At 40.6% G+C, this 25,888-nt stretch carries 23 protein-coding genes and 2 pseudogenes; 22 read left to right on the forward strand and 3 right to left on the reverse strand.

The features are described from left to right. Positions 1-31: 31 nt before the first annotated feature. The 8 genes from rnz (at position 32) to J2T50_RS01780 (ending at position 9,075) form a co-directional block, all read left to right on the forward strand. Positions 32-961, forward strand: coding sequence for a ribonuclease Z (gene rnz / locus J2T50_RS01745; RefSeq protein ID WP_253363033.1), 930 nt, complete (start codon positions 32-34; stop codon positions 959-961). After that, positions 958-1,713, forward strand: a complete 756-nt coding sequence (locus tag J2T50_RS01750) for an SDR family NAD(P)-dependent oxidoreductase (protein ID WP_253363035.1) — start codon at positions 958-960, stop codon at positions 1,711-1,713. Before rnz ends, J2T50_RS01750 begins: the two co-directional genes overlap by 4 nt. A gap of 90 nt (positions 1,714-1,803) precedes the next feature. Continuing rightward, the gene (gene cls, locus J2T50_RS01755) at positions 1,804-3,351 is read left to right on the forward strand and encodes a cardiolipin synthase (protein WP_253363037.1); all 1,548 of its coding nucleotides are present in this window, start codon (positions 1,804-1,806) and stop codon (positions 3,349-3,351) included. A gap of 135 nt (positions 3,352-3,486) precedes the next feature. Next, a complete protein-coding gene (locus J2T50_RS01760) occupies positions 3,487-4,470 on the forward strand; it encodes a LacI family DNA-binding transcriptional regulator (protein ID WP_253363039.1) in 984 nt (327 codons plus the stop codon). Positions 4,471-4,769: 299 nt separating this feature from the next. Then, on the forward strand, positions 4,770-5,738 hold the full coding sequence (locus J2T50_RS01765; RefSeq protein ID WP_253363041.1) for a PTS sugar transporter subunit IIAB: 969 nt from the start codon (positions 4,770-4,772) through the stop codon (positions 5,736-5,738). Between the two features lies 1 nt (position 5,739). Next, positions 5,740-6,555, forward strand: coding sequence for a PTS mannose/fructose/sorbose/N-acetylgalactosamine transporter subunit IIC (locus tag J2T50_RS01770; protein WP_253363043.1), 816 nt, complete (start codon positions 5,740-5,742; stop codon positions 6,553-6,555). A 16-nt stretch (positions 6,556-6,571) separates the two neighbouring features. Next, positions 6,572-7,399: a PTS system mannose/fructose/sorbose family transporter subunit IID gene (locus tag J2T50_RS01775; protein WP_253363299.1), complete on the forward strand. Its 828-nt coding sequence runs from the start codon at positions 6,572-6,574 to the stop codon at positions 7,397-7,399. A 17-nt stretch (positions 7,400-7,416) separates the two neighbouring features. Beyond that, complete coding sequence (locus J2T50_RS01780) at positions 7,417-9,075, forward strand: glycoside hydrolase family 13 protein (RefSeq protein ID WP_253363045.1); 1,659 nt, start codon at positions 7,417-7,419, stop codon at positions 9,073-9,075. Between the two features lie 458 nt (positions 9,076-9,533). Here the strand turns inward: J2T50_RS01780 and J2T50_RS01785 are convergent. Continuing rightward, positions 9,534-9,736 (reverse strand): annotated as a pseudogene (locus J2T50_RS01785) (IS110 family transposase); the annotation flags it as partial. A 350-nt stretch (positions 9,737-10,086) separates the two neighbouring features. Between J2T50_RS01785 and recJ the strand changes: the two are divergent. From recJ to J2T50_RS01855, 14 genes and pseudogenes are all read left to right on the forward strand, one after another. Then, entirely contained in the window at positions 10,087-12,306 is a 2,220-nt protein-coding gene (gene recJ / locus J2T50_RS01790) for a single-stranded-DNA-specific exonuclease RecJ (RefSeq protein WP_253363047.1), read from the forward strand. Between the two features lie 75 nt (positions 12,307-12,381). Beyond that, entirely contained in the window at positions 12,382-12,900 is a 519-nt protein-coding gene (locus J2T50_RS01795) for an adenine phosphoribosyltransferase (RefSeq protein WP_253363050.1), read from the forward strand. A gap of 95 nt (positions 12,901-12,995) precedes the next feature. Next, positions 12,996-13,937 carry a homoserine O-acetyltransferase MetA gene (metA, locus tag J2T50_RS01800; protein WP_253363052.1) on the forward strand — a complete coding sequence of 314 codons (942 nt, stop codon included), beginning with the start codon at positions 12,996-12,998 and terminating at the stop codon, positions 13,935-13,937. An 8-nt stretch (positions 13,938-13,945) separates the two neighbouring features. After that, positions 13,946-14,629, forward strand: coding sequence for a DnaD domain-containing protein (locus J2T50_RS01805; protein WP_253363054.1), 684 nt, complete (start codon positions 13,946-13,948; stop codon positions 14,627-14,629). A gap of 1 nt (position 14,630) precedes the next feature. Then, on the forward strand, positions 14,631-15,320 hold the full coding sequence (locus J2T50_RS01810) for a tRNA (adenine(22)-N(1))-methyltransferase (RefSeq protein WP_253363056.1): 690 nt from the start codon (positions 14,631-14,633) through the stop codon (positions 15,318-15,320). Beyond that, a complete protein-coding gene (locus J2T50_RS01815; RefSeq protein ID WP_253363058.1) occupies positions 15,307-16,101 on the forward strand; it encodes a Nif3-like dinuclear metal center hexameric protein in 795 nt (264 codons plus the stop codon). Before J2T50_RS01810 ends, J2T50_RS01815 begins: the two co-directional genes overlap by 14 nt. 14 nt (positions 16,102-16,115) lie before the next feature. Beyond that, entirely contained in the window at positions 16,116-16,940 is an 825-nt protein-coding gene (locus J2T50_RS01820) for a ZIP family metal transporter (protein WP_253363060.1), read from the forward strand. A gap of 90 nt (positions 16,941-17,030) precedes the next feature. Further along, complete coding sequence (gene rfbA / locus J2T50_RS01825) at positions 17,031-17,900, forward strand: glucose-1-phosphate thymidylyltransferase RfbA (protein ID WP_253363062.1); 870 nt, start codon at positions 17,031-17,033, stop codon at positions 17,898-17,900. Continuing rightward, complete coding sequence (locus J2T50_RS01830; protein ID WP_253363064.1) at positions 17,900-18,493, forward strand: dTDP-4-dehydrorhamnose 3,5-epimerase family protein; 594 nt, start codon at positions 17,900-17,902, stop codon at positions 18,491-18,493. The genes rfbA and J2T50_RS01830 overlap by 1 nt, the downstream gene beginning before the upstream one ends. Positions 18,494-18,508: 15 nt before the next feature. Further along, positions 18,509-19,552, forward strand: coding sequence for a dTDP-glucose 4,6-dehydratase (rfbB, locus tag J2T50_RS01835; RefSeq protein ID WP_253363066.1), 1,044 nt, complete (start codon positions 18,509-18,511; stop codon positions 19,550-19,552). 85 nt (positions 19,553-19,637) lie between these two features. Beyond that, on the forward strand, positions 19,638-21,170 hold the full coding sequence (locus J2T50_RS01840) for a hypothetical protein (protein WP_253363068.1): 1,533 nt from the start codon (positions 19,638-19,640) through the stop codon (positions 21,168-21,170). Then, positions 21,170-22,117, forward strand: a complete 948-nt coding sequence (locus J2T50_RS01845) for a glycosyltransferase family 2 protein (RefSeq protein ID WP_253363069.1) — start codon at positions 21,170-21,172, stop codon at positions 22,115-22,117. Before J2T50_RS01840 ends, J2T50_RS01845 begins: the two co-directional genes overlap by 1 nt. Positions 22,118-22,208: 91 nt before the next feature. Next, positions 22,209-23,052 (forward strand): annotated as a pseudogene (locus J2T50_RS01850) (VOC family protein). Positions 23,053-23,121: 69 nt separating this feature from the next. Next, positions 23,122-23,628 (forward strand): PASTA domain-containing protein, encoded by a 507-nt coding sequence (locus J2T50_RS01855; protein WP_253363070.1) that lies wholly within the window; start codon positions 23,122-23,124, stop codon positions 23,626-23,628. Positions 23,629-23,661: 33 nt separating this feature from the next. Here the strand turns inward: J2T50_RS01855 and gatD are convergent, their stop codons facing one another. Continuing rightward, on the reverse strand, positions 23,662-24,447 hold the full coding sequence (gene gatD, locus J2T50_RS01860; protein ID WP_253363071.1) for a lipid II isoglutaminyl synthase subunit GatD: 786 nt from the start codon (positions 24,445-24,447) through the stop codon (positions 23,662-23,664). Then, entirely contained in the window at positions 24,447-25,790 is a 1,344-nt protein-coding gene (gene murT / locus J2T50_RS01865; protein ID WP_253363072.1) for a lipid II isoglutaminyl synthase subunit MurT, read from the reverse strand. Before murT ends, gatD begins: the two co-directional genes overlap by 1 nt. Between the last annotated feature and the right edge of the window lie 98 nt (positions 25,791-25,888).

Genomic DNA, 25,888 nt, shown 5'->3' on the forward strand with positions numbered 1-25,888 from the left:
TATATCTCAAATTAGAAAGTAATAGGAATACATGTACATACAATTTTTAGGGACAAGTGCGGGTCAACCTTCAAAGTCGCGCAATGTTTCTAGTTTAGCCCTTAAACTCTTAGATGAACTCAATGAAATTTGGCTTTTTGACTGCGGGGAAGGTACTCAGCATCAAATTTTAGAGACTAGCATTCGTCCACGGAAAATCAGCAAAATTTTCATCACCCATTTACATGGAGACCATATTTTTGGTTTACCGGGGTTCTTGTCCAGCCGTTCTTTTCAAAGTAATGAAGAACAGACCGACTTGGAGTTATATGGTCCGGTTGGTATTAAGAGTTTTGTCCTCAGTAGCTTGAAAGCATCGGGTTCTCGCCTGCCTTACAAGATTATTTTTCATGAATTTGACCGAGATGATATGGGCTTGATTTTTGAAAATGATAAGTTTAAGGTCTATGCGGAAGAGTTGGATCATACCATTTTCTGTGTGGGCTACCGCGTCATTCAAAAGGATTTGGATGGTATTTTGGATGCGGAGGCTCTCAAGGCGGCAGGTGTTCCTTTTGGTCCCTTGTTTGGAAAAGTGAAGAACGGTCAGGATATTGTTCTTGAAGATGGGACGGAAATTAGGGCCAGCGACTTCTTGTCAGCGCCTCGTCCAGGTAAGGTTGTGACGATTTTAGGAGATACGCGCAAGTGTCATGCCAGTATCCGATTGGCAGTCAACGCAGACATTCTCGTCCACGAATCCACCTATGGAAACGGGGATGAGCGGATTGCTAGAAAGCATGGGCATTCGACCAATATGGAAGCTGCGCGGATAGCCAGTGATGCGGGTGTCAAACGCCTTCTGCTCAATCACATCAGTCCTCGTTTTCTATCACGTGATGTCAGTCAGTTGCGCCGCGATGCCGCTACGATTTTTGAAAATGTAACCATTGTCAAAGACCTAGAAGAGGTTGAGGTATGAGAAAAATCCTCATAACAGGTGCGTCGGGTGGAATTGCGCAAGAAATTGTCAAACTCTTACCAGATGATTTCTTGATTCTCTTGGGACGTGATAGGCAAAAATTAGACCATATTTATGCATTTCATGCCAATAAGGCAATTTTTTCACTAGATATTTGTGATGAAAAAGCAGTGGCAGAATTGATTGCCCATATTTACCAAGAATTTGGTCAAATTGATATTTTGATTAATAATGCTGGTTATGGCCTATACAATGACTTTGAACAGTTTACAGCCCAAGAAGTCCAAGATATGTTTGCGGTCAATACTTTTGCAACCATGACTTTTTGCCGAGAAGTTGGAAAGCGGATGAAAGCAATTCGTGCTGGTCACATCATCAATATAGTTAGTATGTCTGGATTAGTGGCCTCTGCTAAGTCTTCAGTTTACTCTGCGACCAAGTTTGCCTTGATTGGTTTTTCTAATACCATTCGTCTGGAATTAGCTGCCTATCAAGTGGCAGTTACAACAGTCAATCCGGGACCAGTCGCTACACCTTTCTTTGACTTAGCAGACCCTGATGGCTCCTATCAGGAAAGTGTCAAAGCCTTTACCTTGCAGCCGCAGGTCGTGGCCAAGCAGATTGTCAAAGCCATGAAGACTCGTAAAAGAGAAATCAATCTGCCTTTTTCACTGGCTGCTACGTCTAAATTTTACAGCTTGTTCCCTATCTTAGCAGACTATCTAGCTCGAACTGTATTTAATTATAAATAAACACAAACTTCTATACATATATAGGAGTTTTACTAGTAGAACGAGGGGAAATTTGCTATAATAATTAAAAATTATCAAAAGAGAGAGTATATGAAAAAACTTTGGCGTCTGGTTTATAGTCGTACTTTTATCATTTTTGTCTTGCTAGCCATTACGGTCTATGCGATTTTGTGGGCTGTTTCCTTTGCGACATCCGCCGTCCCTTGGGTGGTGGGGGTGCTTCAGTTATTTTCCATTATCATTGGTATCCATATCATTAATCGCCCCATGAATGCAAGCTTCAAGCTAGCATGGATGATTTTTGTCATGGGTGTACCAGTTTTTGGCGCTCTCTTTTACTTCATTCTTCAGTCCAATATTGAAACCCGCCGGTACAGAAAAACTTTTCTGGCTCAGGCTAAACGACTTCGTGAATATGGGCATACTTCTAAAAAGATTTTGCATCGATTGGAAAAAGAGGACAAAGACCAACTCAAACTCGCTCATTATATGAACCGACATGTTGGCTATGCCTTGCACGGAAATACAGATGCTGTGTATTTTTCATCAGGTGAAGCCAAGTTTGAGGCCCTTTTAGAAGAACTTCGTAAAGCTGAGAAATACATCTTCATGGAATATTTTATCGTGGATTTTGGCTATATGTGGGATGAGATTTTGACCATTCTCAAAGAAAAAGCAGCGCAAGGTGTGGAAGTACGCTTTATGTACGATGGGATGAACTCCCTGACTCTTCTTCCCTACAATTACTATAAAACCCTGCGTTCCTACGGCATCAAAGCCAAGGTCTTCTCGCAGATCATCCCAGCCCTGTCAACTGTCCAAAACAATCGTGACCACCGGAAAATTGCGGTTATTGATGGAAAAGTCGCCTTTACAGGTGGCGTAAATATTGCAGACGAGTACATCAATAAAAAGGAAAGATTCGGGCACTGGAAAGACGCTGCCATCATGGTCAAAGGCGAAGCTGTTGCTAATTTCACCTTGATGTTCTTGCAGATGTGGAATTTCAATGAGAAGTCTGAAAATGAAGATATTCATTATCTGGAAGAGTATGTGCATCTGGAAAAGCAGACTGTCGAGACCGATTCATTCTTTCTTCCGTATGGGGAAAATCCTTTCGACGGTGATGATGTTGCCAAGCGGGTTTACCTGGATATGATTCAATCCGCCACAGACTACATTTATATCATGACACCTTATTTGGTCTTGGATGATGAGATGTTGGACAATTTAACCTATGCAGCCAAGAGAGGAGTAGCGGTGAAAATCCTTCTTCCTCATATCTATGATAAGCAGACAGCTTATTTAGCGGCTCGGACAAATTTTGAAACCTACCTAGAAGCTGGCATTCAAATTTACGAATACACTCCGGGATTTGTCCATTCCAAGGTTGTCTTGGTGGATGGAACAAAAGCCTGTGTTGGCACGGTAAATATGGATTTTCGAAGTTTTTATCTCAACTTCGAGTGTGGGGTTTACCTCTACAATCACAAACAAGTTGCGGCAGATATTTTGACAGATTTTCAAGAATCTTTCGCACTATCTCAGCCAGTAACCTTGTTTGATTTCCGTTCGAACTATCCATGGTATAAGCGACTAGCTGGTTCAGTATTGGCTATGTTTGCACCTTTATTTTAAGAAGAGCAGGTTGTTTTGTTGGCACTACAATCACTATGGATAGTGTATGGACACTAATAATCTCTGTTCGTTAGATGTATTTATTTGTACAGGATATGATTTATATTTAAAAGTGAAGGAAAAAGAGGAAAGAAAATGGCTACGATGAATGATGTTGCTAAATTGGCAGGTGTTTCCCGAGGAACGGTATCAAACTATATAAATGGTGTTAAAATAAAGGAAATATCGCAGCTTAAGGTACAAGCAGCAATAGACGAGTTGGGATATATTCCAAATGTTACAGCAAGAGACTTAAAGAGAAATCGTTCAGATTTAGTGGCATTGATATTACCTACAACGAAATCCCCATTTTTTTCAGAACTCATTTACGCACTGCAACAAGCTCTTAAAAAAAATAATTTTAAGACAATACTATGCAATTCAAATAATGAAATGAAAGAAGAATTAGAATACATTCAAATGGCAAAAGAGCAAAAAGTTGCTGGTATTATCACGATTTCATATAGTGAGCTTCCAGCAGAATTACTAACTGGCGTGCCTATTGTCTCCATCGAAAAAAAATTATTGGAGGATATTCCTTGTGTTTCTTCAGAAAATTCATCTGGGGGTAGATTAGCAGCAAAAGAACTGGTTAAACATGGTGCAGACCATCTCCTGCTAGTTACCAGAACAACAAACAAAACCATATATAATTACGGACAGAGAATGGAAGGATTTATTAGTTATTGTAAAAAGAATGGGATACAGTTTACGATTTTTAATCGCTCATTACACGATGATCGATTCTTTAGTGAGTTAGAAAACTATTTATTGAACGAATTCAAACAATCTGGTATAAATGGCATCTTCGCAGTTTCAGATCAATATGCGGACTTTATTTATACCGTTTTGTCAAATCAGAATATTAGTGTACCTGATGAAGTACAAATTATCGGTTTTGATGGAAGCAAAATGTATCCACAACAACATGCTGTCCTGTCTTCCATTAGACAACCCGTCACGGAGATAGCAAACGAATGTGTTAATCAATTAACCGATGTACTAAATAAAAGAGTATTTGATACAAAAAGCATTACGTTTTTACCTGTATCATTTATTCAAGGGAAAACAACCAGATAAAATCACTTGTCTTACAAGACGAGGGGATAGACAAAGTTGATTTGATTTAGGAACTCTTTAATACCCTTGTCAATCTGAAGCCTCCTGATACGGTTGAGCAGGCTCCTGTGGCTCAACGTAGCAACTCTTCTTTACCTAAGACTAACTATGAGAAGTTAGAAATGCAATTTTATTTGCTAATTTGTAAAAAAGTGTTGACTTAATATTTTTTTAGATTATAATATAAACTATAAATGGAGCGTTCAAAAAACGCTCTTCAATTAATTTATTTTTTGGAACGTTCCAAAAAGGAGAGGGAAATGAAAAAATTTGTAATTGCTTCTCATGGAGAAACTGCTGCTGGTCTACAAAGTACACTGGAGTTATTTGTTGGTAAAGATTATGATATTCGTTATTTTTGTGCTTATACAAATAGGTACCCAGATATTGACCAAGAAATTGATACGCTTTGTTCAGAAATAACAAGCGACGATCAAGTTATCATTTTTACCGATTTATACGGAGGAAGCGTCAATCAAAAAATGGCGCTGAAACTAGGAGAGCGAGACAATGTATTCATTATTGCAGGATTTAACATTCCTCTGATTATCGAGTTAATATTAAGTCCCGAACATTTCACATTTGAAAATATTCAAAAAATGATTGCATCTTCAAGAGAAGCAATGCGATTGTCGAATTTTGATGAGAATCTGCTAAGTGTAGAACATAAAACAGAAATTAAAGTGGAAAATAATCCGATTGCAGGTAGCGATTCTGCTATTGATGACTGGAATGGTACTATTCCTGCAACCATCAGAGTAGATGAACGCTTAATTCATGGGCAGATAGCGATGGTTTGGTCTCGTGAATTGAAACTCCATGGCATACTGGTTGCCAATGATGATGCTGCAGTAAATGAAACGCAGCAAATGGCTCTAAAAATGGCTGTTCCGTCAGGCATTAAGGTTTTAATTCGCTCAGTTGATGAAGTTTCAGAGATTTTAAAAGACCCACGCTCTCGCACTAGGAGATTACTGGTGCTTGTTCGAACGATAGAAGATGCACGTCGTATTGTTCGGAAGATGCCTGATATTGAAATGGTAAACATCGGGAATGTTGGTAAATCTGTTGAGGGTCAAAAAACAACTCTAAGTCAATTCGTGATGCTTACTGATGAAGAAATGCAGTCTTTGAAGAGTCTGTTAGAATTGTATCCAAATGCTGCTTTACAAAATTTGCCATCAGATAAAAAGATTCTTGCAAAAGATTTAATTAAAGGAGGAGAGTAGAATGCTAAGTCAGGCTTTTATTGTTGCGCTGGTCGTATTTTTAACAGTTGGGGGACAAGAATTATTAGGGTTTACGATGCTAGGAAGACCGATTGTCATCGGTCCACTACTAGGCTTGTTGTTAGGAGATATCCAAACAGGCTTAATTGTTGGAGCCTCTCTTGAAACCATTTTCATGGGGGTTGTTAATATCGGAGGAGCTAGTTCTGCGGAACCGGGGTTAGCTACAGCGCTAGCAACTGCCTTTGCCATTCAAATGAATGCTGGTGTCGAGGTAGTTATTCCTATTGCAGTACCTTTAGGGATTATAGGATTACAAATAAAAACTTTAATCTATGTTGGTCTCGTAGGGCCTTTCGTGACGAAATTTGATCAGTTCGCGGCTGAAGGGAATGAGAAAGCTATTGCGAAATTACATTTTGGATTATGGTTTACACAGTGGTTCCTTTACTCATTGATTCCTTTCTTTGCTATCTTATTCGGATCAGAGGCCACACGGCAAGTTTTGGAAAAAATTCCGGAAGTATTTGTTCATGGATTGAGCATTGCGGGCAATCTCTTACCAGCAGTTGGTATGGCTATGCTGCTTAAAATCCTTTGGGATAATAAATTATTCGTCTATTTCCTATTAGGATTTGTTCTATTAGCCTATCTAAATGTTCCTTTGATTGCAATAGCGGTACTTGCTACTATCATAGCTGTTGTGACTGTGGGGCGTGACCTAGATTTGAAAAAAATTCAGGATAATATCAGTACAAATGTGCCTACACATCATACTGTGTCGGATGATGTAGAGTTAGATAATTTTTTTAATTAAGAAAGGAAGATGAATGATGCATAACGTGAGTCATCTATCAAAAGAAGAAAAAAAGCTATTGCGTAAAATGTATTGGAGATCATTTTCTCTTTATGCTGCGGTCACTCCTTCCAAACAAGGAGCATCCGGTTTTTCATATGCTATCCAACCATTTTTAAATCAGTTCTATCGGAATCGTGAGCAGGAACGAAAAGACGCAATGCTCCGTCAGATGTCCTATTTTAATACCAATGTGGCTATGTACCCTTTCGTATTGGGTGTCATAGCCTCCATGGAAAAAGAAAATAGTGAGAAAAAACAGTTTAATGTTGAATCTATCAATGCCATCAAAACAAGTTTAATGGGACCATTGGCCGGTATCGGAGATTCTGTCTTCTGGGGGGTTCTGCGTACAATTTCTGCAGGGATTGCAGTAGGCTTGGCCCAATCTGGCAATATCTTAGCCCCTATTATTTTCCTGCTATTGTTCAACCTTCCAGTACAATTGTTACGATGGTACGGTGGTACAATAGGCTATACGTTAGGGTCAACCTATATTTCTAACTTATATGAAAATGGCTTAATCAATGTGTTAACCAAGGGAGCTAGTATTGTAGGTCTTGCTATGGTTGGAGCTATGACAAGCAGTATGGTGCAATTTCAACTGAAATGGAATATGGTCATGGATGGCGAAGTTGTCATGAAAAGCCAAGAAATGCTGGATCAGATATTTATTGGTTTAATTCCTTTGTCTATTACGTTATTTAGCTTTTATTTAATGAAAAAGAAGAATATTTCCGTTAATATGTTGATTATGGGAATGATTATCTTGGGTATTGTACTATCATTGTTAGGCATTACATAGAAAAATGAAAGGCACTTATGAGAGATACTTGGTGGAAAAAAGCGGTTATTTATCAAATATACCCAAAAAGTTTTTATGACTCAAATGGCGATGGCATTGGAGATTTAAACGGCATTCAGAAAAAATTACCCTATCTGAAAGAGCTTGGAGTAGATGCTATCTGGTTAAGTCCTATCTACCTATCGCCACAGATAGACAATGGCTATGATGTCCAAGATTACTATACAGTTGATCCCATGTTTGGTTCTAATGAAGACCTCTATCAATTAATTGATGAGGCTCACCAACTGGGGATAAAGGTGATAATGGATTTTGTGGCAAACCATACATCAGATAAAGCATTTTGGTTTCAAGAAAGTAGAAAATCGCGAGATAACCAATACAGTGATTTTTATATCTGGAAAGACGCTGGTCCAGATGGGAAGGAACCAAATAATTGGGGCTCAAATTTTGGAGGTTCGGCGTGGACATGGGATGAACATAGACAGCAGTATTATCTTCACTATTATGCGAAGGAACAACCTGATCTAAATTGGGAAAATCCTGCCGTTCGAAAAGCGATCTATGAGGTGATGAAGTTCTGGAAATCAAAAGGAGTAGATGGCTGGAGACTGGATGTCATTACTTCGATTTCCAAAGATCTCTCATTTCCAGATAATCCCCTTCCGATGACAACTTCTAATCAGCAAAATGGGCCACGTATGCATGAGTTTCTGCATGAGTTAAATCAACAGGTCCTCAGTCCTTTCGATATGATGAGCGTAGGGGAAGCACCAGCAGCCAAAGCTCATGATGCTCATTGGCTCGTTGACCCTAAACGTGAGGAACTGGACATGGTTTTTACGTTTGAACATATGCATATTGATCGGAAAAAGGGAGACAAGAATGGTCGCTGGGCCTTACAAGAACCAGACTTCGTGGCTTTAAAGAGAATTTTAAGTGATTGGCAGTCTGAATTGAGCAATTGTGGATGGAATGCTTTATACTTTGAAAATCACGATCGAGCTCGTGTCATTTCAAGATGGGGCGATACCGAAACGTATCATTTTGAGTCAGCAACAGCTTTCGCAACGATACTTCATGGATTGCAGGGGACTCCCTTTATTTATCAGGGTGAAGAGATTGGTATGGTTAATGCTGACTATAAGCTGGAAGAATATAATGACATCGAATTAAAGGGAAACTACAAGTTTTTTGTGGAAGAACAACAAACGATTGATGAAGAGAGTTTTATAGATGCAGTTTCCAAAGTGAGTCGAGATCATGCAAGGACACCTATGCAATGGGATGAAACCATCAATGCGGGTTTTTCTAAAGGAAAACCGTGGTTTAAGGTCAATCCAAGATATACAGCTATCAATGTTAAAAAAGATTTACAGGCGGCTCAGTCAATTTTTAGATATTATCAACAATTAATTGAACTGAGACACAATGAGGATATTTTATTGGAGGGTGACTATGAGTTATTGATGCCTAATCATCCCTATCTTTTCGTCTATAAAAGAACTTTTGAGAAAAAGACTTGGCTCGTGGTTGCGAACTTATCTACGAACATACAAGACTTGCAGGTAGAGGGACTACCTCAACAAGGGTATCGTTTTAGAATAAAGAATTCAGCCCGTGAAGAACTAACCCCACGCATTGAACCTTTTGAGGCCTTTATTGTTGAGTTTTAGTTTCGGTTATTATACTATTGCCTAAACTATTTCCTTTACGTAATGTTTCATCCGTTTTATTTTAAGAGTTGATGGTAGAAAGAATGTTGGGATTGTCATCCTTTGTCGTTATGAAAAATTGTTACTTGATGAGTTCCACCTATGAGGATTTTGATTATCTTTCTTTTCGTTAATTCAGTTAAGTAATACTGTTTTTCTACGGATACTATCTAGTTTATGTCTTTCTATCTAATGAATCATAAGAGAAGCTTTGTTTTCTTCAAATTGACGGTCTATCATTTGTCAAGCCTGACAAAGCTCTTTAGAAAGAAAGTGCTTTGCGTCTTTATTTTGGGGAGTGAAGTAGATATTTTTTCAAAAATAGAACACACCAAATCAACGCCTTATTCCCATTTTTTAAATAAGGTATTAATAATATGGCATAGTTAACTTTATTGATTTTTGGCTAAATGGTAACCCTACAGTTTATTATGCGTTATAAGATAATAACATTGTCCGAATGAGACGATGTATAGAGAGGCAATCGTGTGGAGCTTAGTCGAACCTACTTGCGATTGCCTTTTTCGTTTCTCGTAGAAATTTGCTATATGAAGAAGATTGCTATGACTAGCTGAAGTGATGTTGTGAATAGAATTTTCCTAGCATAAGGATTGCCTCGCTTATCTTGTTTGATTCCTTGTTTTAGTCATCTCATTTTCAATACTCGACGTTAGCTGTCCTACATACTTTGAACAGATTTAACTAAAACAGGTGTCTTGCCAGTTTCTTATATGACATCCAGTCTCTAAAACGCCCACGACTTAACAAGACATCATTACTTAAATATAAAGAAAAGTAGTGAATACTTTCTCCCGTCGGAGATTTTTTCACTACTAATCTTAGTATGTTTCTTTTGTTCCATTCTTGAATTTTTTAGCTTTTTGCTTAACTTTTGGGGATGGTTTGGTCTATGACGGCCTGTTTTTATCTCGATATGGTATAATGGGAATGTTTGAAAAAAGGAGTCAAAGAGTGATTAGTTCGAGTTATGACTGGCAGTTGGTCACAGAAACTGCTAATGAAGAGTTTGTGAAGATGGCCAAAAAAGAAGGTTTGGATAAGTTAGCTGCCAATTTATTATTTGAAAGAGGAATTCAGTCTGTAGAGGCATTGCGGGCCTTTTTACAGCCTAGTCTCGATGATTTGCATGATCCCTACCTCTTGCATGATATGGATAAGGCTGTTGAGCGGATTCGTCGTGCGATCGAGGATTATGAGCAGATTCTGATTTATGGAGATTACGACGCAGACGGCATGACTTCGGCTTCTATTTTGAAAGAAGCATTGGAGGAACTTGGTGCAGAGTGTCAAGTTTATTTGCCCAATCGTTTTACAGATGGCTATGGACCTAACGCTTCTGTCTATAAGTACTTTATCGAGCAACAGGATGTGACTTTGATTGTGACTGTAGACAATGGTGTCGCGGGAAATGAAGCCATTGCCTATGCCCAGTCTGTCGGTGTGGATGTGGTTGTGACAGACCACCATTCTATGCCAGATATCTTGCCTGATGCTTACGCCGTTGTTCACCCAGAACATCCTGATGCGGACTATCCCTTTAAACATTTGGCGGGGTGTGGTGTAGCCTTTAAGTTGGCTTGCGCTCTTTTAGAGACTGTTCAGGTCGAATTGCTGGATTTGGTAGCTATTGGAACCATTGCGGATATGGTTTCCTTGACGGATGAAAATCGTGTAATGGTCAAGTACGGCTTGTCTCTTTTGAAGCAGAGCGAACGTCTGGGCTTGCAAGAATTGATGAAAATTGCGGGAATTGAAACAGATACCTTGGATGAAGAGACAGTTGGCTTTCAGATTGCCCCGCGCTTAAATGCTCTTGGTCGATTGGATGACCCCAATCCTGCTATCGAATTGTTGACTGGGTTTGATGAGGAAGAAGCGCAAGCTATTGCTCTGATGATCGACCAGAAAAATATCGAGCGCAAAGATATTGTTCAGGCTATTTACGATGAAGCAAAGACCATGATAGATCTGTCTAAGCCTGCTCAAGTCTTGGCAAAAGAAGGATGGAATCCTGGTGTGCTGGGCATCGTAGCGGGACGTCTTTTGGAAGAATTTGGGCAGACCGTGGTGGTCCTCAATATTGAAGACGGTAAGGCAAAAGGATCGGCTCGCTCGGTTGAAGCAGTCAATATTTTTGAGGCTTTGACTGACCACCGCGATATTTTTATTGCTTTTGGAGGGCATGCGGGTGCGGCGGGGATGACCTTGCCAGTCGAAAATTTACCAGCTCTGTCAGATATTCTTTCATCCTATATCCTTGAAAATCAGTTGGACCAGGCTCTCAAACCAAGTCTGCGCCTAGATAAAGAGCTAGACTTGGAAGAATTGACCTTGGAGACACTCAAGTCTTTTGATAAGCTCAAGCCTTATGGCATGGACTATCCTAAGCCCATCTTTTATATCAATGATTTCCAAGTAGAGTCAGCTCGTACTATGGGACAAAATAATGCTCATCTCAAATTTCGCATTAGCAAAGGAAAAGCAGGCTTTGATGTGGTTGCGTTTGGTAAGGGCCATTTGGCGACTGAGTTTTCCCAAGTCAAGGGCATGGAATTGGCGGTTAGCCTCTCTGTTAACCAATGGAACGGCAATACCAGTCTACAGCTCATGCTAGAAGATGCCCGTGTTAACGGAGTTCAGTTGTACAATATCCGTGGGAAAAATGCTGCGCTACCAAAAGGAGTTCCAGTTTTGGACGTGAATCAGGATCTGTCTGAACTAGCAGAGCAATCTGCTATTGTGATAAACCAGCTTCCTGTGGACAAGACAGCTTTAAAGCAAGTTTTTAAGGAACACGATTTCCAAGCAATTTACTTCAAAAATACCATTGACCAGCCTTATTATCTGGACGGTTACGGTAGTCGTGAACAATTTGCTAAGCTCTACAAGACCATTTACCAGTTCCCAGAATTTGATGTCCGCTACAAATTAGCTGAATTAAGCCAATACTTGAAAATCAAGCAACCACTTTTGATCAAAATGATTCAAATTTTCCAAGAGCTTGGTTTCGTGACCATAAATGAAGGAGTTATGACGGTCAACAAAGAAGCAGAGAAACGGGAAATTGCTGAAAGTCAGATTTACCAAGAGCTTAAAGAAGAAGTCATCTACCAAGAACTCATGGCTTTGGGCAACGTCCAAGAAATCTATGACTGGTTGATGGGAGAATAGCTAGAGAAAATCGTACATTAGGTTTAAAATGTGCTATAATAGACTGTAAAAATTATTTTAAGAAGTGAGAAAAACATGAAACTTGAAGATTATATTGCATCCATTGAAAACTATCCAAAAGAGGGTATTACTTTCCGAGACATCTCTCCTTTGATGGCCGATGGAAATGCCTATAGCTATGCTATTCGTGAAATTGTTCAGTATGCTACTGATAAAAAGATTGATATGATTGTCGGACCAGAAGCCCGTGGTTTTATCGTAGGATGCCCTGTTGCTTTTGAGTTGGGAATTGGTTTTGCACCTGTTCGTAAGCCAGGTAAATTGCCACGTGAAGTTATCTCAGCTGACTATGAAAAAGAATATGGCTTGGATACACTGTGCATGCATGCTGACGCTATCCAACCAGGACAACGTGTCTTGATTGTTGACGACCTTTTGGCGACAGGTGGTACTGTAAAAGCAACCATTGAAATGATCGAACGCTTGGGCGGTGTTGTTGCTGGATGTGCTTTCTTGATCGAGTTAGACGGTCTTGGAGGACGTGAAGCAGTTGGCGACTACGACATGAAGGTATTGATGAATTTTCCAGGTTAATATAGCTAATAGCTATAACCAGTCCTAAAATCTAGCAACTTGAATTGACAGACCTCCTGTTATATACTAGTAGTAACTAGAATAGGAGTGAGTTTATGCCGATTAAGATTGATAGAGGATTACCAGCGGTTGAGATTTTGCGCACGGAAAATATCTTCGTAATGGATGATAACCGTGCACAGCACCAGGATATTCGTCCCATGAATATCCTGATTCTCAACCTGATGCCGCAAAAGATAGTCACCGAAACGCAGTTATTGAGGCTATTAGCCAACACGCCTCTGCAGTTAGAAGTGGAATTTCTTCATATGGTCAGTCATCAGTCAAAGAATACTCGTACGGATCATTTGGAGACTTTTTACAAGACTTTTGATCAGATCAAGGGACGATATTTTGATGGATTGATTGTGACGGGGGCTCCTGTTGAGAATTTATCCTTCGAGGAAGTAGATTACTGGTCCGAATTGCAGCGCGTGTTTGAGTGGTCGAAGAGCCATGTTTATTCGACCTTGCATATTTGTTGGGGGGCGCAGGCAGGCCTTTATGCTCGCTATGGCGTTCAAAAACATAGCAAGTCGCGCAAATTGTCTGGTGTTTATCAGCAAGAAGTTGTGAAAACAGATAGTCCGCTGATGCGTGGATTTGATGATGTGTTTTCGGCACCACATTCCCGCTATACGGAAGTTTTGGCTGAGGATATTGCTCAATTTTCTAATTTGGAAATTTTATCGGATGGTCAAGATGTTGGTTTGTCGATTGTAGCTAGTAAGGACATGCGCGAAGTCTACAGTTTTGGGCATTTAGAGTATGATCGAGATACGCTGAAAAAAGAGTACGAACGCGATTTGTTGGCTGGGAAAGCGCCTCATGTGCCTGAGCATTACTTTAGACAGGATGATCCGACAACCAGACCGGCCTTGTCTTGGAATCTAGCGGCAGCACAATTTTTCAATAACTGGATTAACTATGCGGTTTATCAAGAGACCCCTTATGATTGGGAGACATTTGAGCAGTCTGCATTTTCAGCGAGTTTATAAGAGGAATTATGACTTATTTACAGCAATTTCAAACGGGCAACGTGGTTTTTCCAAGTGCCTTGTTGTTTCATTTTCAAGAATTATTTCCGTCAGCCGACGATTTTTTAGTCTGGCAATTTTTCTTTTTCCAAAATACAAGTCAATTAGAAAGTGTAGCACCTAGCGAGATTGCGCAAGCGACTGGAAAAACAGTTGCGGATATCAATCGTTCGATTGAAAAGTTGCAAAAAAGTGGCTTGTTGGAGTTCAAAACCATTAATCTAGCTGGTGAAATCGAGATGATTTTTGACGCAATGCCTGCACTGGAGAAGCTGGACCAGCTTGGAAATGCAGGAGTAGAAGAAATTGTTGAGCCCTTAGAAATCAATGACCTAAAGGCTTTGGTAGATGATTTTGAACGCGAGTTGGGACGCTTCTTATCGCCTTTTGAGATTGAAGATTTACAAAAAACCATTTCAGAAGACCGAGTGTCCGTTGACTTGGTGCGTACAGCCTTGCGGGAAGCAGTTTTTAACAATAAGACTAACTGGCGTTATATTCAGGCGATTTTACGCAATTGGCGTCGAGAAGGTATTACGACACCAGCGCAAGTTGAAGCAAAAAATGCAGAACGTGAAGCGCAACAAATGCCTGCAAAAACGGTCAGCACATCGGATGATTTTTTAAATGCAATGAATCTTTGGAAAGATTAGAATGGAAAAAACAAGATTATCAAAACGGCTGGAGACAGTCGCAGGTTTTGTGCCAGAAGGGGCACGTTTAGTAGATGTGGGGAGTGACCATGCGTACCTCCCACTTTTTTTAGTAGAGGCCGGTAAGATTGATTATGCAGTGGCCGGGGAGGTTGTTCGAGGTCCATTTGAATCGGCTCTGAGCAATGTTCAAGAAGCTGGGCAGGCGTCGAACATTCAAGTTCGCCTTGCTAACGGCTTGGCAGCGGTGGAAGACCAAGATCAGATTACTGCCGTAACCATTGCAGGAATGGGCGGTCGGTTGGTTGCAGCTATCTTGGAAGATGGTCAAGACAAGCTAAAAGGTGTGGAACGTCTGATTTTACAACCCAATAACCGTGAAGACGACGTACGCATGTGGCTACAAGAGCATGATTATCAACTGGTTGCAGAAGCTATTCTGGAAGAAAATGAGAAAATTTATGAAATTCTGGTTGCTGAGCCAGGGGAAATGACCTTATCTGCAAAAGAATTGCGATTTGGTCTCTACTTACAGCAAGAAGGAACGACTATTTTTCAAAAAAAATGGCAGTCAGAACGGAGTAAGCTCAGCTGGGCACTAGATCAAGTGCCAGAGACGCACAGGTCTGACCGCTCTGCCATTTCTCAAAAAATAAAGGATATCGATGAGGTGCTGCATGAGAGCAAGTGATGTAATCGCAAGATACCAAGAATTTTGTCCACCGACTTTGTCCCTGGAAGGGGATGTGTCGGGTCTGCAGATTGGGACGCTGGATAAGGAAATCAATCGTGTCATGGTAGCGTTGGATATTCGCGAGACAACAGTGGCAGAGGCCATTGACAAGAAAGTGGATTTGATCATTGTCAAACATGCACCAATTTTTCGTCCCTTGAAGCAGCTAGTTGCGGATGATTTACAGACGCAGATTTTGCTGAATTTGGTCAAGCACGATATCGCGGTCTACGTCAGTCATACAGATATCGATGTGGTCGATGGCGGGCTCAATGATTGGTTTTGTGAAATGCTTGAAATTGAAGAAGTTGAGTATTTGCGTGAAACAGTAGTTGGTCAGGGGATTGGGCGTATTGGAAATATTCCTGAGCAAACGGTCCAAGATCTAGCCTTGAAAGTCAAGTCTGTTTTTGGATTGGATAGCGTGCGGTTGGTATCTTACAGCCATCAAGCCCAGCAATATGCTTCGCGTGTGGCAATTTGTGGCGGTAGTGGCCAATCCTTTTATCCCGATGCTTTGGCAAAAGGAGCAGATGTTTTGATTACCGGTGATATTTACTATCATACAGGGCAAGAGATGTTGACTCAGGGGATTTTAGCCATCGATCCTGGTCACCACATTGAAGTATTATTTGTCAAAAAAATTGCTGAGAAGTTAGAAGAGTGGAAGAAAAATGAAGGTTGGGAACTAGAGATTATTCCGTCAACTGTTTCAACCAATCCTTTCCGACATCTCTAGAAAGTAGGGCATATATGGCTTGGTTATCTCAACAACCAGTTGTATTACAGGCGTTTTTAGCAGGACTATTTACTTGGGCTTGTACGATTTTTGGGTCAGCCATCGTTTTTTTCTTTAAGAAAATTAGCCGTAGACTCTTAGATACCATGCAAGGATTTGCGGCAGGTGTCATGATAGCAGCCTCATTTTGGTCCTTGTTGGAGCCGTCGATTAGCTATGCGGAGCCTCTCTATGGAAAATGGTCTTGGGTTCCTGCAGCAGTTGGTTTCTTAGTTGGTGGTATCTTTTTACGGATGGTTGACTTGCTGGTGCCTCATTTGCATTTGGGAAATGACCGCAAGGATGCTGAGGGAGGAAGTGCTCAAGAACGGAGACATTTATCCAAGACGACACTCTTGTTTTTAGCCATCACTATCCACAACATTCCAGAAGGATTGGCAGTGGGAGTGACTTTTGGCGCCTTGTCCAATCATTTTTCACAGGCTGCTTTTATTGGTGCTTTAGGATTGGCTATGGGAATTGGATTGCAAAATATTCCTGAGGGTGCAGCCTTGTCCATTCCAATTCGGACGGACGGCAAGTCCCGTCTCGAGGCTTTTTACTGGGGTTCAATATCAGCCATTGTTGAGCCGATTGGTGCTGTTATTGGTGCATTTGCAGTTATGTATATGGGGCCAATCTTACCTTATGCCTTGTCCTTTGCAGCAGGGGCGATGATTTTCGTCGTAGTGGAAGAGTTGATACCTGAATCGCAGACAAATGGAAATACTGATTTGGCGACAATGGGTTTGATGGTTGGCTTTACTATCATGATGATTATGGATGTTGCCTTAGGCTAGGAAAGTCCGCAGTTGCGGGCTTTTTTTGATGTGACAGTATCCCTATTTTATGATATAATAATATGAATATTTTTTTGGAAGGTATCTAAAATGAAAGGTATTATTTTAGCAGGCGGTTCAGGTACTCGTTTGTATCCATTGACTCGCGCTGCATCGAAACAACTTATGCCAATTTATGACAAGCCGATGATTTATTATCCGCTTTCAACTCTCATGTTGGCAGGTATTAAAGACATTTTGATTATTTCAACTCCACAAGATCTTCCCCGTTTTGAAGACCTTTTAGGAGATGGTTCAGAATTTGGAATTTCACTATCTTACGCAGAGCAACCAAGCCCAGATGGCTTGGCACAAGCCTTTATCATTGGTGAAGACTTTATCGGCGATGATAGTGTTGCCCTTATTTTAGGTGATAACATTTATCATGGAGCAGGTCTTTCTGCAATGTTGCAACGTGCTGAAAGCAAAGAAAAAGGGGCAACCGTTTTTGGTTATCAAGTAAAAGACCCAGAACGTTTTGGTGTTGTTGAATTTGATGCAGACATGAACGCTATTTCGATTGAAGAAAAACCAGACCAGCCAAAATCAAACTATGCCGTAACCGGTCTTTATTTCTACGATAATGATGTTGTTGAGATTGCTAAAAATATCAAACCATCACCTCGTGGCGAGCTTGAAATCACAGATGTCAACAAGGCTTATTTAGAGCGTGGAGACTTGTCAGTTGAGCTCATGGGACGTGGTTTTGCATGGCTTGATACAGGCACACACGAAAGCCTTCTTGAAGCTGCGCAATACATTGAGACTGTTCAACGGTTGCAGAATGTTCAAGTGGCAAACTTGGAAGAAATTGCTTACCGTATGGGTTACATCACTCGTGAACAAGTCCTTGAATTGGCACAACCGCTTAAGAAAAATGAATACGGACAATACTTGCTCCGTTTGATTGGAGAAGCTTAATGACTGAAAACTTTTTTGACAAAGAATTGGTTTGTCGTCAAGTAGAAGCCATTCCAGGTTTCTTGGAATTTGATATTCCAGTGCGTGGGGATAACCGTGGTTGGTTTAAAGAAAATTTCCAAAAAGAAAAAATGGTGCCGCTTGGTTTCCCTGAAAGCTTTTTTGAAGCAGGAAAATTGCAAAACAACATTTCTTTCAACAAGAAACACAGCCTTCGCGGTCTTCACGCAGAGCCTTGGGACAAATACGTTTCTATCGCAGATGAAGGACGTGTCTTAGGAACTTGGGTTGACCTTCGTGAAGGTGAGTCTTTTGGGAATACTTACCAAACCATCATTGATGCTTCAAAAGGTATCTTTGTACCTCGTGGTGTGGCCAATGGTTTCCAAGTGCTTTCTGACACTGCAGCCTATACCTACTTGGTCAATGACTACTGGGCACTTGAGTTGAAACCAAAGTACGCCTTTGTCAACTACGCTGACCCAGCTCTTGGCATCAAATGGGAAAATCTTGATGAAGCACAGGTTTCAGAAGCGGATAAAAATCATCCTTTCTTAAAAGATGTCAAACCACTCAAAAAAGAAGATTTGTAAAAATAAGGAAAAAACATGACTGAATTTAAAAACATTATCGTTACTGGTGGTGCAGGGTTTATCGGTTCAAACTTTGTGCACTACGTTTACAATAACCACCCAGATGTCCACGTGACTGTTCTTGATAAGTTGACTTATGCAGGAAATAAGGCCAACATCGAAGCAATCTTGGGTGACCGTGTTGAGCTAGTTGTTGGTGATATTGCTGACGCTGAATTGGTGGACAAATTGGCTGCCAAAGCTGATGCCATCGTTCACTACGCAGCTGAAAGCCACAACGATAACTCGTTGAACGACCCATCACCATTCATTCACACAAACTTTATCGGTACCTACACACTCTTGGAAGCCGCTCGTAAATATGACATTCGTTTCCACCACGTGTCAACGGATGAAGTTTACGGTGACCTTCCGCTTCGTGAAGATTTGCCAGGACATGGTGAAGGACCAGAAGAGAAATTCACTGCTGAAACAAAATACAACCCTTCATCGCCTTACTCATCTACCAAAGCAGCTTCTGACTTGATCGTTAAAGCTTGGGTGCGTTCATTTGGTGTGAAGGCGACTATTTCAAATTGTTCAAACAACTACGGACCATACCAACACATCGAAAAATTCATTCCACGCCAAATCACTAATATCTTGGCAGGTATCAAACCAAAACTCTATGGTGAAGGTAAAAACGTTCGTGACTGGATTCATACCAATGACCACTCAACAGGTGTTTGGGCTATCTTGACAAAAGGCCGTATCGGTGAAACTTACCTGATCGGTGCTGACGGTGAGAAAAACAACAAAGAAGTGCTTGAATTGATTCTTGAAAAAATGGGTCAACCAAAAGATGCCTACGATCACGTAACAGACCGTGCAGGACATGATTTGCGTTACGCTATCGACTCAAGAAAACTTCGTGAAGAATTAGGCTGGGAACCACAATTTACTAACTTCTCAGAAGGCTTGGAAGAAACCATTGCTTGGTATACTGATAACCAAGACTGGTGGAAAGCTGAAAAAGAAGCTGTAGAAGCAAACTACGCTAAAACGCAAGAAGTATTGTAATAAGTATCATGAATGAGAACTAAGAGGAAAGACCGCCTCTTGGTTCTCAATTTTTACCTTGAAAGGATGTCAATTAGTAAAATTTATGAAAAATATAGGAAATAGGGTTGTTCAATACTCTACAGGGATTATACTCTCTCTGGCTATGGTCATATTATTTTATTTGTCGTATTTATCACTCAGTACAAGAGGCTATATCTATATGACAAGTGCAGAGGAGATTACTTTTTTTAAGAATAGTCCTGTATTTTATATTTTCCTAGCGCTGATTATCCTACTATTTTTTACCGCTCATAAGCTTCTCGCCAAGGTGCCGTCCATACTTTTATTTTTGGTAGGAGCAGGGAGTTTTGCTATTTTTGCTGCTTATGTGGTTCCGAATGTAGATGGGCTCCTGAGGGCAGATCCACATTATTTGTTTAAGGCTGCGATTCAGATGAATATGGGGGATTATTCATCATTTGATAAGATTAGTTCTGCTAATTATATGTCAACTTTTCCAACTCAGATGGGACTTTTATCCCTCTTTCGTCTGTATGCCCACTTTACTACCAATACAAGCTATCTTTTTTTGGCACAGGTAGCGATGGTCATCGTTTGTAACCTGCTTTTGTGGCGAATCAGTAATCTTCTTTTCAAAAAACAAGAATTAAATAATCTAGTGATTTTACTTTCTTTCTTGTTCTTGCCGAATTTTTTCCTTGTTTTTTGGGTATACGGCGATATTCCTGGATTACTTTGCCTTCTGTTAGCCTTATATTGTTATCTTCACTTTAGTCAATCGAACCATATTTTATTTGGAATTGGTCTTCTGTTTTTCATTAGCTTGGCTTGTTTAGTTCGGAATAATTACCAGATATTCATGGTTGTATTGCTTGTTTTACAGGGGCTCTCGCTTTTAAAAGAATTCAATTACAAAAAACTGCTTATCTTACTGTTGCTATTTCCAACTGTAAAATTATCTAACATAGTGGTCCAAGGCTACTATGAGGGAAAAATCAATCAAAGTATCACCTATCCTCCGCAAGCTGCTTGGATAGTGATGGGGTTGAGCGACAACGCGGCAAATAATGGGTATTTTAATACCTACACAACGCTTATTAGGGAATGGAATGATTATGATGATAAACGTGTAGAAGAAGTGGTGAAAAAAGATTTGAAAGCCCGTATAAGTGCTTTTACAGCTTCACCAACCTATGCAAAAGAGTTCTTTGAAGAAAAGATTGCTGCTACTTGGAATGAGTCAACTCTGCAATCTATTTACGCTGGTCCGCTCTACACAAGAGAACAATACACTCATACTGATTTTTTACAAAATCTCTATCAGGAAGGTTCTTATTATCATCTTTACAATAAATATATGAGTGTCTTTTTGACCGCTATTTATCTGTTATCATTCCTCTATCTTTTCCTAAAATTTGTCATTTTTAGGGAAAAAATTGAACTGGTGCAGTTGTATCCGTTTCTCTATCTCATTGGTGGATTTATCTTCCATCTATTTTGGGAAACAAAATCACGCTATGTGTGGCCATATATCTATTTATTATTGCCAGTTGTAGCAATCAATATAAATTATATTAGTCAGAAATTAAAATGGAAGAGTAGGAGTAAAGCATAATGCAACCGACACTTTATATCGTGATTCCTTGCTACAATGAGGAGGCTGTTTTACCAGAAACGAATCCGATGTTTTTGGGAAAATTACAGCAGTTGATGACGGAAAATCTTATTTCAAATCAAAGCCGGATTATGTATGTTAACGACGGCAGCAAGGATAAAACATGGGAGCTAATTGAAGAATACGCTCGTCAAAGTCAATATGTGATGGGGCTAGCCCAGTCTCGTAATAGAGGCCATCAAAGTACGGTTTTGGCTGGTATGATGGAAGCAAAGGATGTTGCTGATATTGTGATTACCATTGATTGCGATGGGCAAGATGATATCAATTGCATGGATGAGATGATTGAGGCTTATAAGAATGGCGCGGAAGTCGTATACGGTGTTCGTAAGAAACGGACGACAGATACCTTTTTCAAGCGTTTTACAGCAGAAGGTTTTTACCATTTGATGGAAAAATTGGGCGTTGAAATTGTCTTCAATCATGCCGATTATCGACTCATGTCTAAAAAAGCTTTAGACGCAATGGCTGAATTTACCGAAGTTAATCTCTTCCTGCGTGGTTTGGTTCCGTTAGTTGGCTTCAATTATGCAATAGTGGAGTACGAGCGCTTTGAACGGATTGCGGGAGAAAGTCATTATCCGCTTAGTAAAATGCTCGGTTTGGCCTTTGATGGTATTACAAGTCTGAGTATTAAGCCGATTCGATTCATTACAAGTCTTGGTGTGATGACCTCCGTGATTTCCTTTTTATTTATCATCTGGACAATTTTCCGTCATTTCACAGGAACAACTGTTTCAGGTTGGGCAAGTACAGTGACAGTGGTCGCTTTTATCGGAGGAATCCAACTCATTTCCATTGGGATTATTGGTGAATACATCGGGAAAATTTACCTTGAAACCAAGCGTCGTCCGCGCTATATTATTGATAAACGTACAGAAAATTAAAAGAATCCTTCGGGGTTCTTTTTAAGTTGTTCTGTTTGCTATATGCACTAATTAGTTGTAATATAAATCAAACAATTGAAGGAGAATAGTTATGTATCAATCAGAATTTGAGTTGGGTTTGGTAGCAATCAATGTTAAGAATATGGAGTTGCAAACCTTATTTTATCAACAAGTTTTAGGTCTGGAAGTACTTGAACAGTCAGGTGAGCAGGTTGATTTGGGAGTGGGAGACAAAGTCTTGGTTCGTCTCATTCAAACAGATGATGAGACGACTGTGGCCAATAGTTATGGACTATGTCATTTGGCCATTGTTTTGCCAAGTCGTGAGGATTTGGGTCAGATTTTCAAGCATTTTATCGACAATAAGGTTCCCTTGGTTGGTGCTTCAGATCATGGTTACAGTGAGGCAATTTACCTAGAAGATACGGAAGGAAATGGTATCGAAATCTATCGTGATTTGCCTGTGTCAGAATGGGATATTCGTGAAGATGGTCGTATCGTTGGGAGTACAGAGCCGATGGATGCGGAGGCTGTTTATCTCTTGGGGCAAGTGAGTGAAGAGACCTACCATATGCCAGTTGGAAGTCGGATGGGACATGTTCACCTTGCGGGGAACAAATAGTCGTTCAACAGCAAGTTTTCTTGAGCAACTCTTACATGTTCAAGTGAAGTTCTCGGTTCCAACAGGTTACTGGTTAGCATCGGGCGATTACCATCATCATTTGGCTGTCAATGAGTGGGGCGGAAAATTTTTGCAAGTTCGTGAATCGGGTATGCGTGGGCTGGCTTATTTTGTTGTAGAATATCAGGATGCATTTGCCTACAAAGAGGCTTTGAAGCGTGCACAAGAAATGGGGCTAGCCTTGCAACTTGGTCAACAAGAAGCCAGTGTGAGAGATGAGAATGGTATCCAAATTGTCATGAAACTCGTCTAATTTCGGAGGTCTTCTTTGCTCAAATATGCTTGAAAAGGTATAATGGTAGAAAAAGGCAGGAGGAAGCACATGGTTCAAGTAAAAAAAGAAGTAACAAAGAAGGCAGCTGGGAAATTAGGAAAAGCTGCCGGTGTGCTCAATACAGTTTTCTCGGTTATTCCAGATACTGTAGCGATTGTAGGAGATATTACTGCTAAGGCTGCTCCGATAGTAGACAAGCATTTGGAATACAATCGTGCCTACAAGGAGCGGTTAATCCAGGTACCCAATCTTCTTGATGTTCCAGTCAAAGAAGCAAAGCGTCTCTTGGAGGAACGGGATTTGGTTGTGTTGACCATTCCGGTCAAGCCAACTTTGAAATATGCGCAAGCAGATACCGACGAAGTTCTTCACATGACTCCAAAATCAGGTAAAGTTGTGCCAGCTAGTATTGTAAAACTCTATTACTTGACGGCGGAAGTAAAGCGAGCTAGTCAGCATATGGCTGAGATAGACGCTTTGAAAAAAGAAGAGCAGAACCGCAAAATCCAAGAAAGTTTCAAAAAAGTAACCGACTTCTTGCCTAAGAAGAAATAAAAAGAACCCACTTTTCCAAAAAGTGGGTTTCTTTTATTCTTTAAAATCAGCCTTGGATTTAACATCGCCGTATTCTTCAGCGACTTCCTTGCTGAGGATGTCGTCGTAGTTAGCTAGCACTAGGTCTTGGCCGTATTTTTTGCGAAGTGCAGTAGTGACCAAGCGATAGGCGAGTTTCGGATTACGGGAGAGGATTGGGCCGTGGAAATAGGTCGCAAATACATTTTTGTAATGCATGCCTTCTCCGCCATCCTCTTTGTTATTTCCATTTCCATAGACAACTTTTCCGAGTGGCTCTTGATTCTCCGCTAGGAAGGTCCGGCCTTGGTGATTTTCAAAACCGTAGTAGGTTTCGTCAAAGTCCTGGTTATAAATCTTGATGTCTCCAATGTAGCGGTTATTGACTTGGTTGAGAGTGTAGTGTCCCATAATGCCAAGCCCATCAATTTTTCGTCCGCTAGCCTCGGTATAGTATTGCCCCAAAAGTTGGAAACCACCACAGATTGCGAGGACTACGCCGTCGTTTTCGATGAAATGACTGAGGTTTTCTTTTTTACTTGGTAGATCTTTGGCCAAAATAGATTGCTCATAATCCTGACCACCACCGAAAAAGGCAATGTCGTAAAAATTGTCGTCAAAAGCATCGTTCATGGAAACAATATCAACCTGAACCTGAGCACCGAGTTTTTCAGCGACGTATTTGAGCATGAGAATATTGCCATTATCGCCATAGGTATTCATGAGGTCACCGTAGAGGTGGGCGATGTGGAGAGTCAATGTGGCACCATTTTCAGGACTTTTTAGTGATGTGTAGACCATTATTTCATCTCCTTTCCAACAGCGTTTTCTTGCGCTAAGAACTCGCGGAACTCTAACATGGCTGTGTAGGTCGCCAAGATGTAAGCGTGCTGACTATCTTGGTGCTTGATAGCTTCAATGATTGATTTCAAGTCGGAAATCTCTGTAATCTTATCTTCTGGATAGCCTGTCACGCGGAGACGACGGGCGATTTCAGAGGAGCGAACTCCGCCAGCTTGGACTTGTGTGATGTCCATGGAAGTAATTTGTTCAAAATCAGCATCCCAAATCCAGCTGGTGTCAATTCCATCGGCGTAGTTAGCATTGAGAAGGACTGAGAGACTAAAATTGTAAGGGGCTAACTTCATCATTTCGATGGCTTGAGTAGCGCCCACAGGATTTTTAATCAGAACGAGTGTACAATCTTTTTCCCCGATTTTAAAGGTTTCTTGACGACCGAAGACTGCCTTGCTCTTATCAAAACCAGCTTTAATAACACTTGGTTCAATGCCAAAGTAACGGGCAACGGACACTGCTGCAAGAGCGTTATAGATATTGTATAGCCCGCCAATATTGATGGTGTATTCTTGACCGTCGATGACAAAAGTAGAAGAAGTATTGGTAATCTTAGTTAGGTCTGTCAGTTTATAGTCCAATTCTGGACGTTTAAAATCGCAGTTGAGGCAGACGTAGCTTCCCAGATTTGCATAGGTATTGAGCTTGTATTGGATAATTTGGTGGCAATGCGGACACAGGATTCCCTCCGTATTGTAGTGGGCCAATTTTGGCTCGGTTTCCTCGGTAGCAAATCCATAGTACTGAACAGGATTGGTCATCTTAGTCGAGTTAAAAAGAGGACTATCTCCATTTGCTAACACAGTTGCTGTAGGGATCTTGGCAGCACCGTCTAAAATCATCTGGTAAGTTGTGTAAATCTCTCCATAGCGATCCATCTGGTCGCGGAAGATATTGGTAAAGACGATGAGGCTTGGTTTGATGTAGTCGGTTACTCGTGCCAGACTGGCTTCGTCGATTTCAAGCACCGCAATTCTCTTGCCAGATTTGGCTTTTTTAGCAGACAAAAAAGTTGCGGTGATACCTGTGATCATATTGGCACCGCTAGTATTGGTGGTCACTTGACCAAATGCTTCTGTCAAAATACCAACTGTCAAAGCTGTTGTCAAGGTTTTTCCGTTTGTTCCTGTGATGACGACAATCTCATAGTCTTTTGCCAAGCTGTCCAGAATATGTTTGTCAAATGTAAGGGCAATTTTTCCAGGCAAAGTTGTGCCTCGTCCCAATTTTGAAAGGATGAATTGCGAGGATTTTCCCGCTAGAATTCCTAGTAAAGTATTTATTTTCATGTTCCCATTTTATCACAAAGAATAGGGATTTTCTAGAATGGAAGTCGGACAAAGACCTGAAAAAATGGTATAATAGAGTGATTGACATTGAATAGAAG

Origin of the sequence: Streptococcus gallinaceus (assembly GCF_024170225.1) — a bacterium.
In the GTDB taxonomy this organism is placed as follows: domain Bacteria; phylum Bacillota; class Bacilli; order Lactobacillales; family Streptococcaceae; genus Streptococcus; species Streptococcus gallinaceus.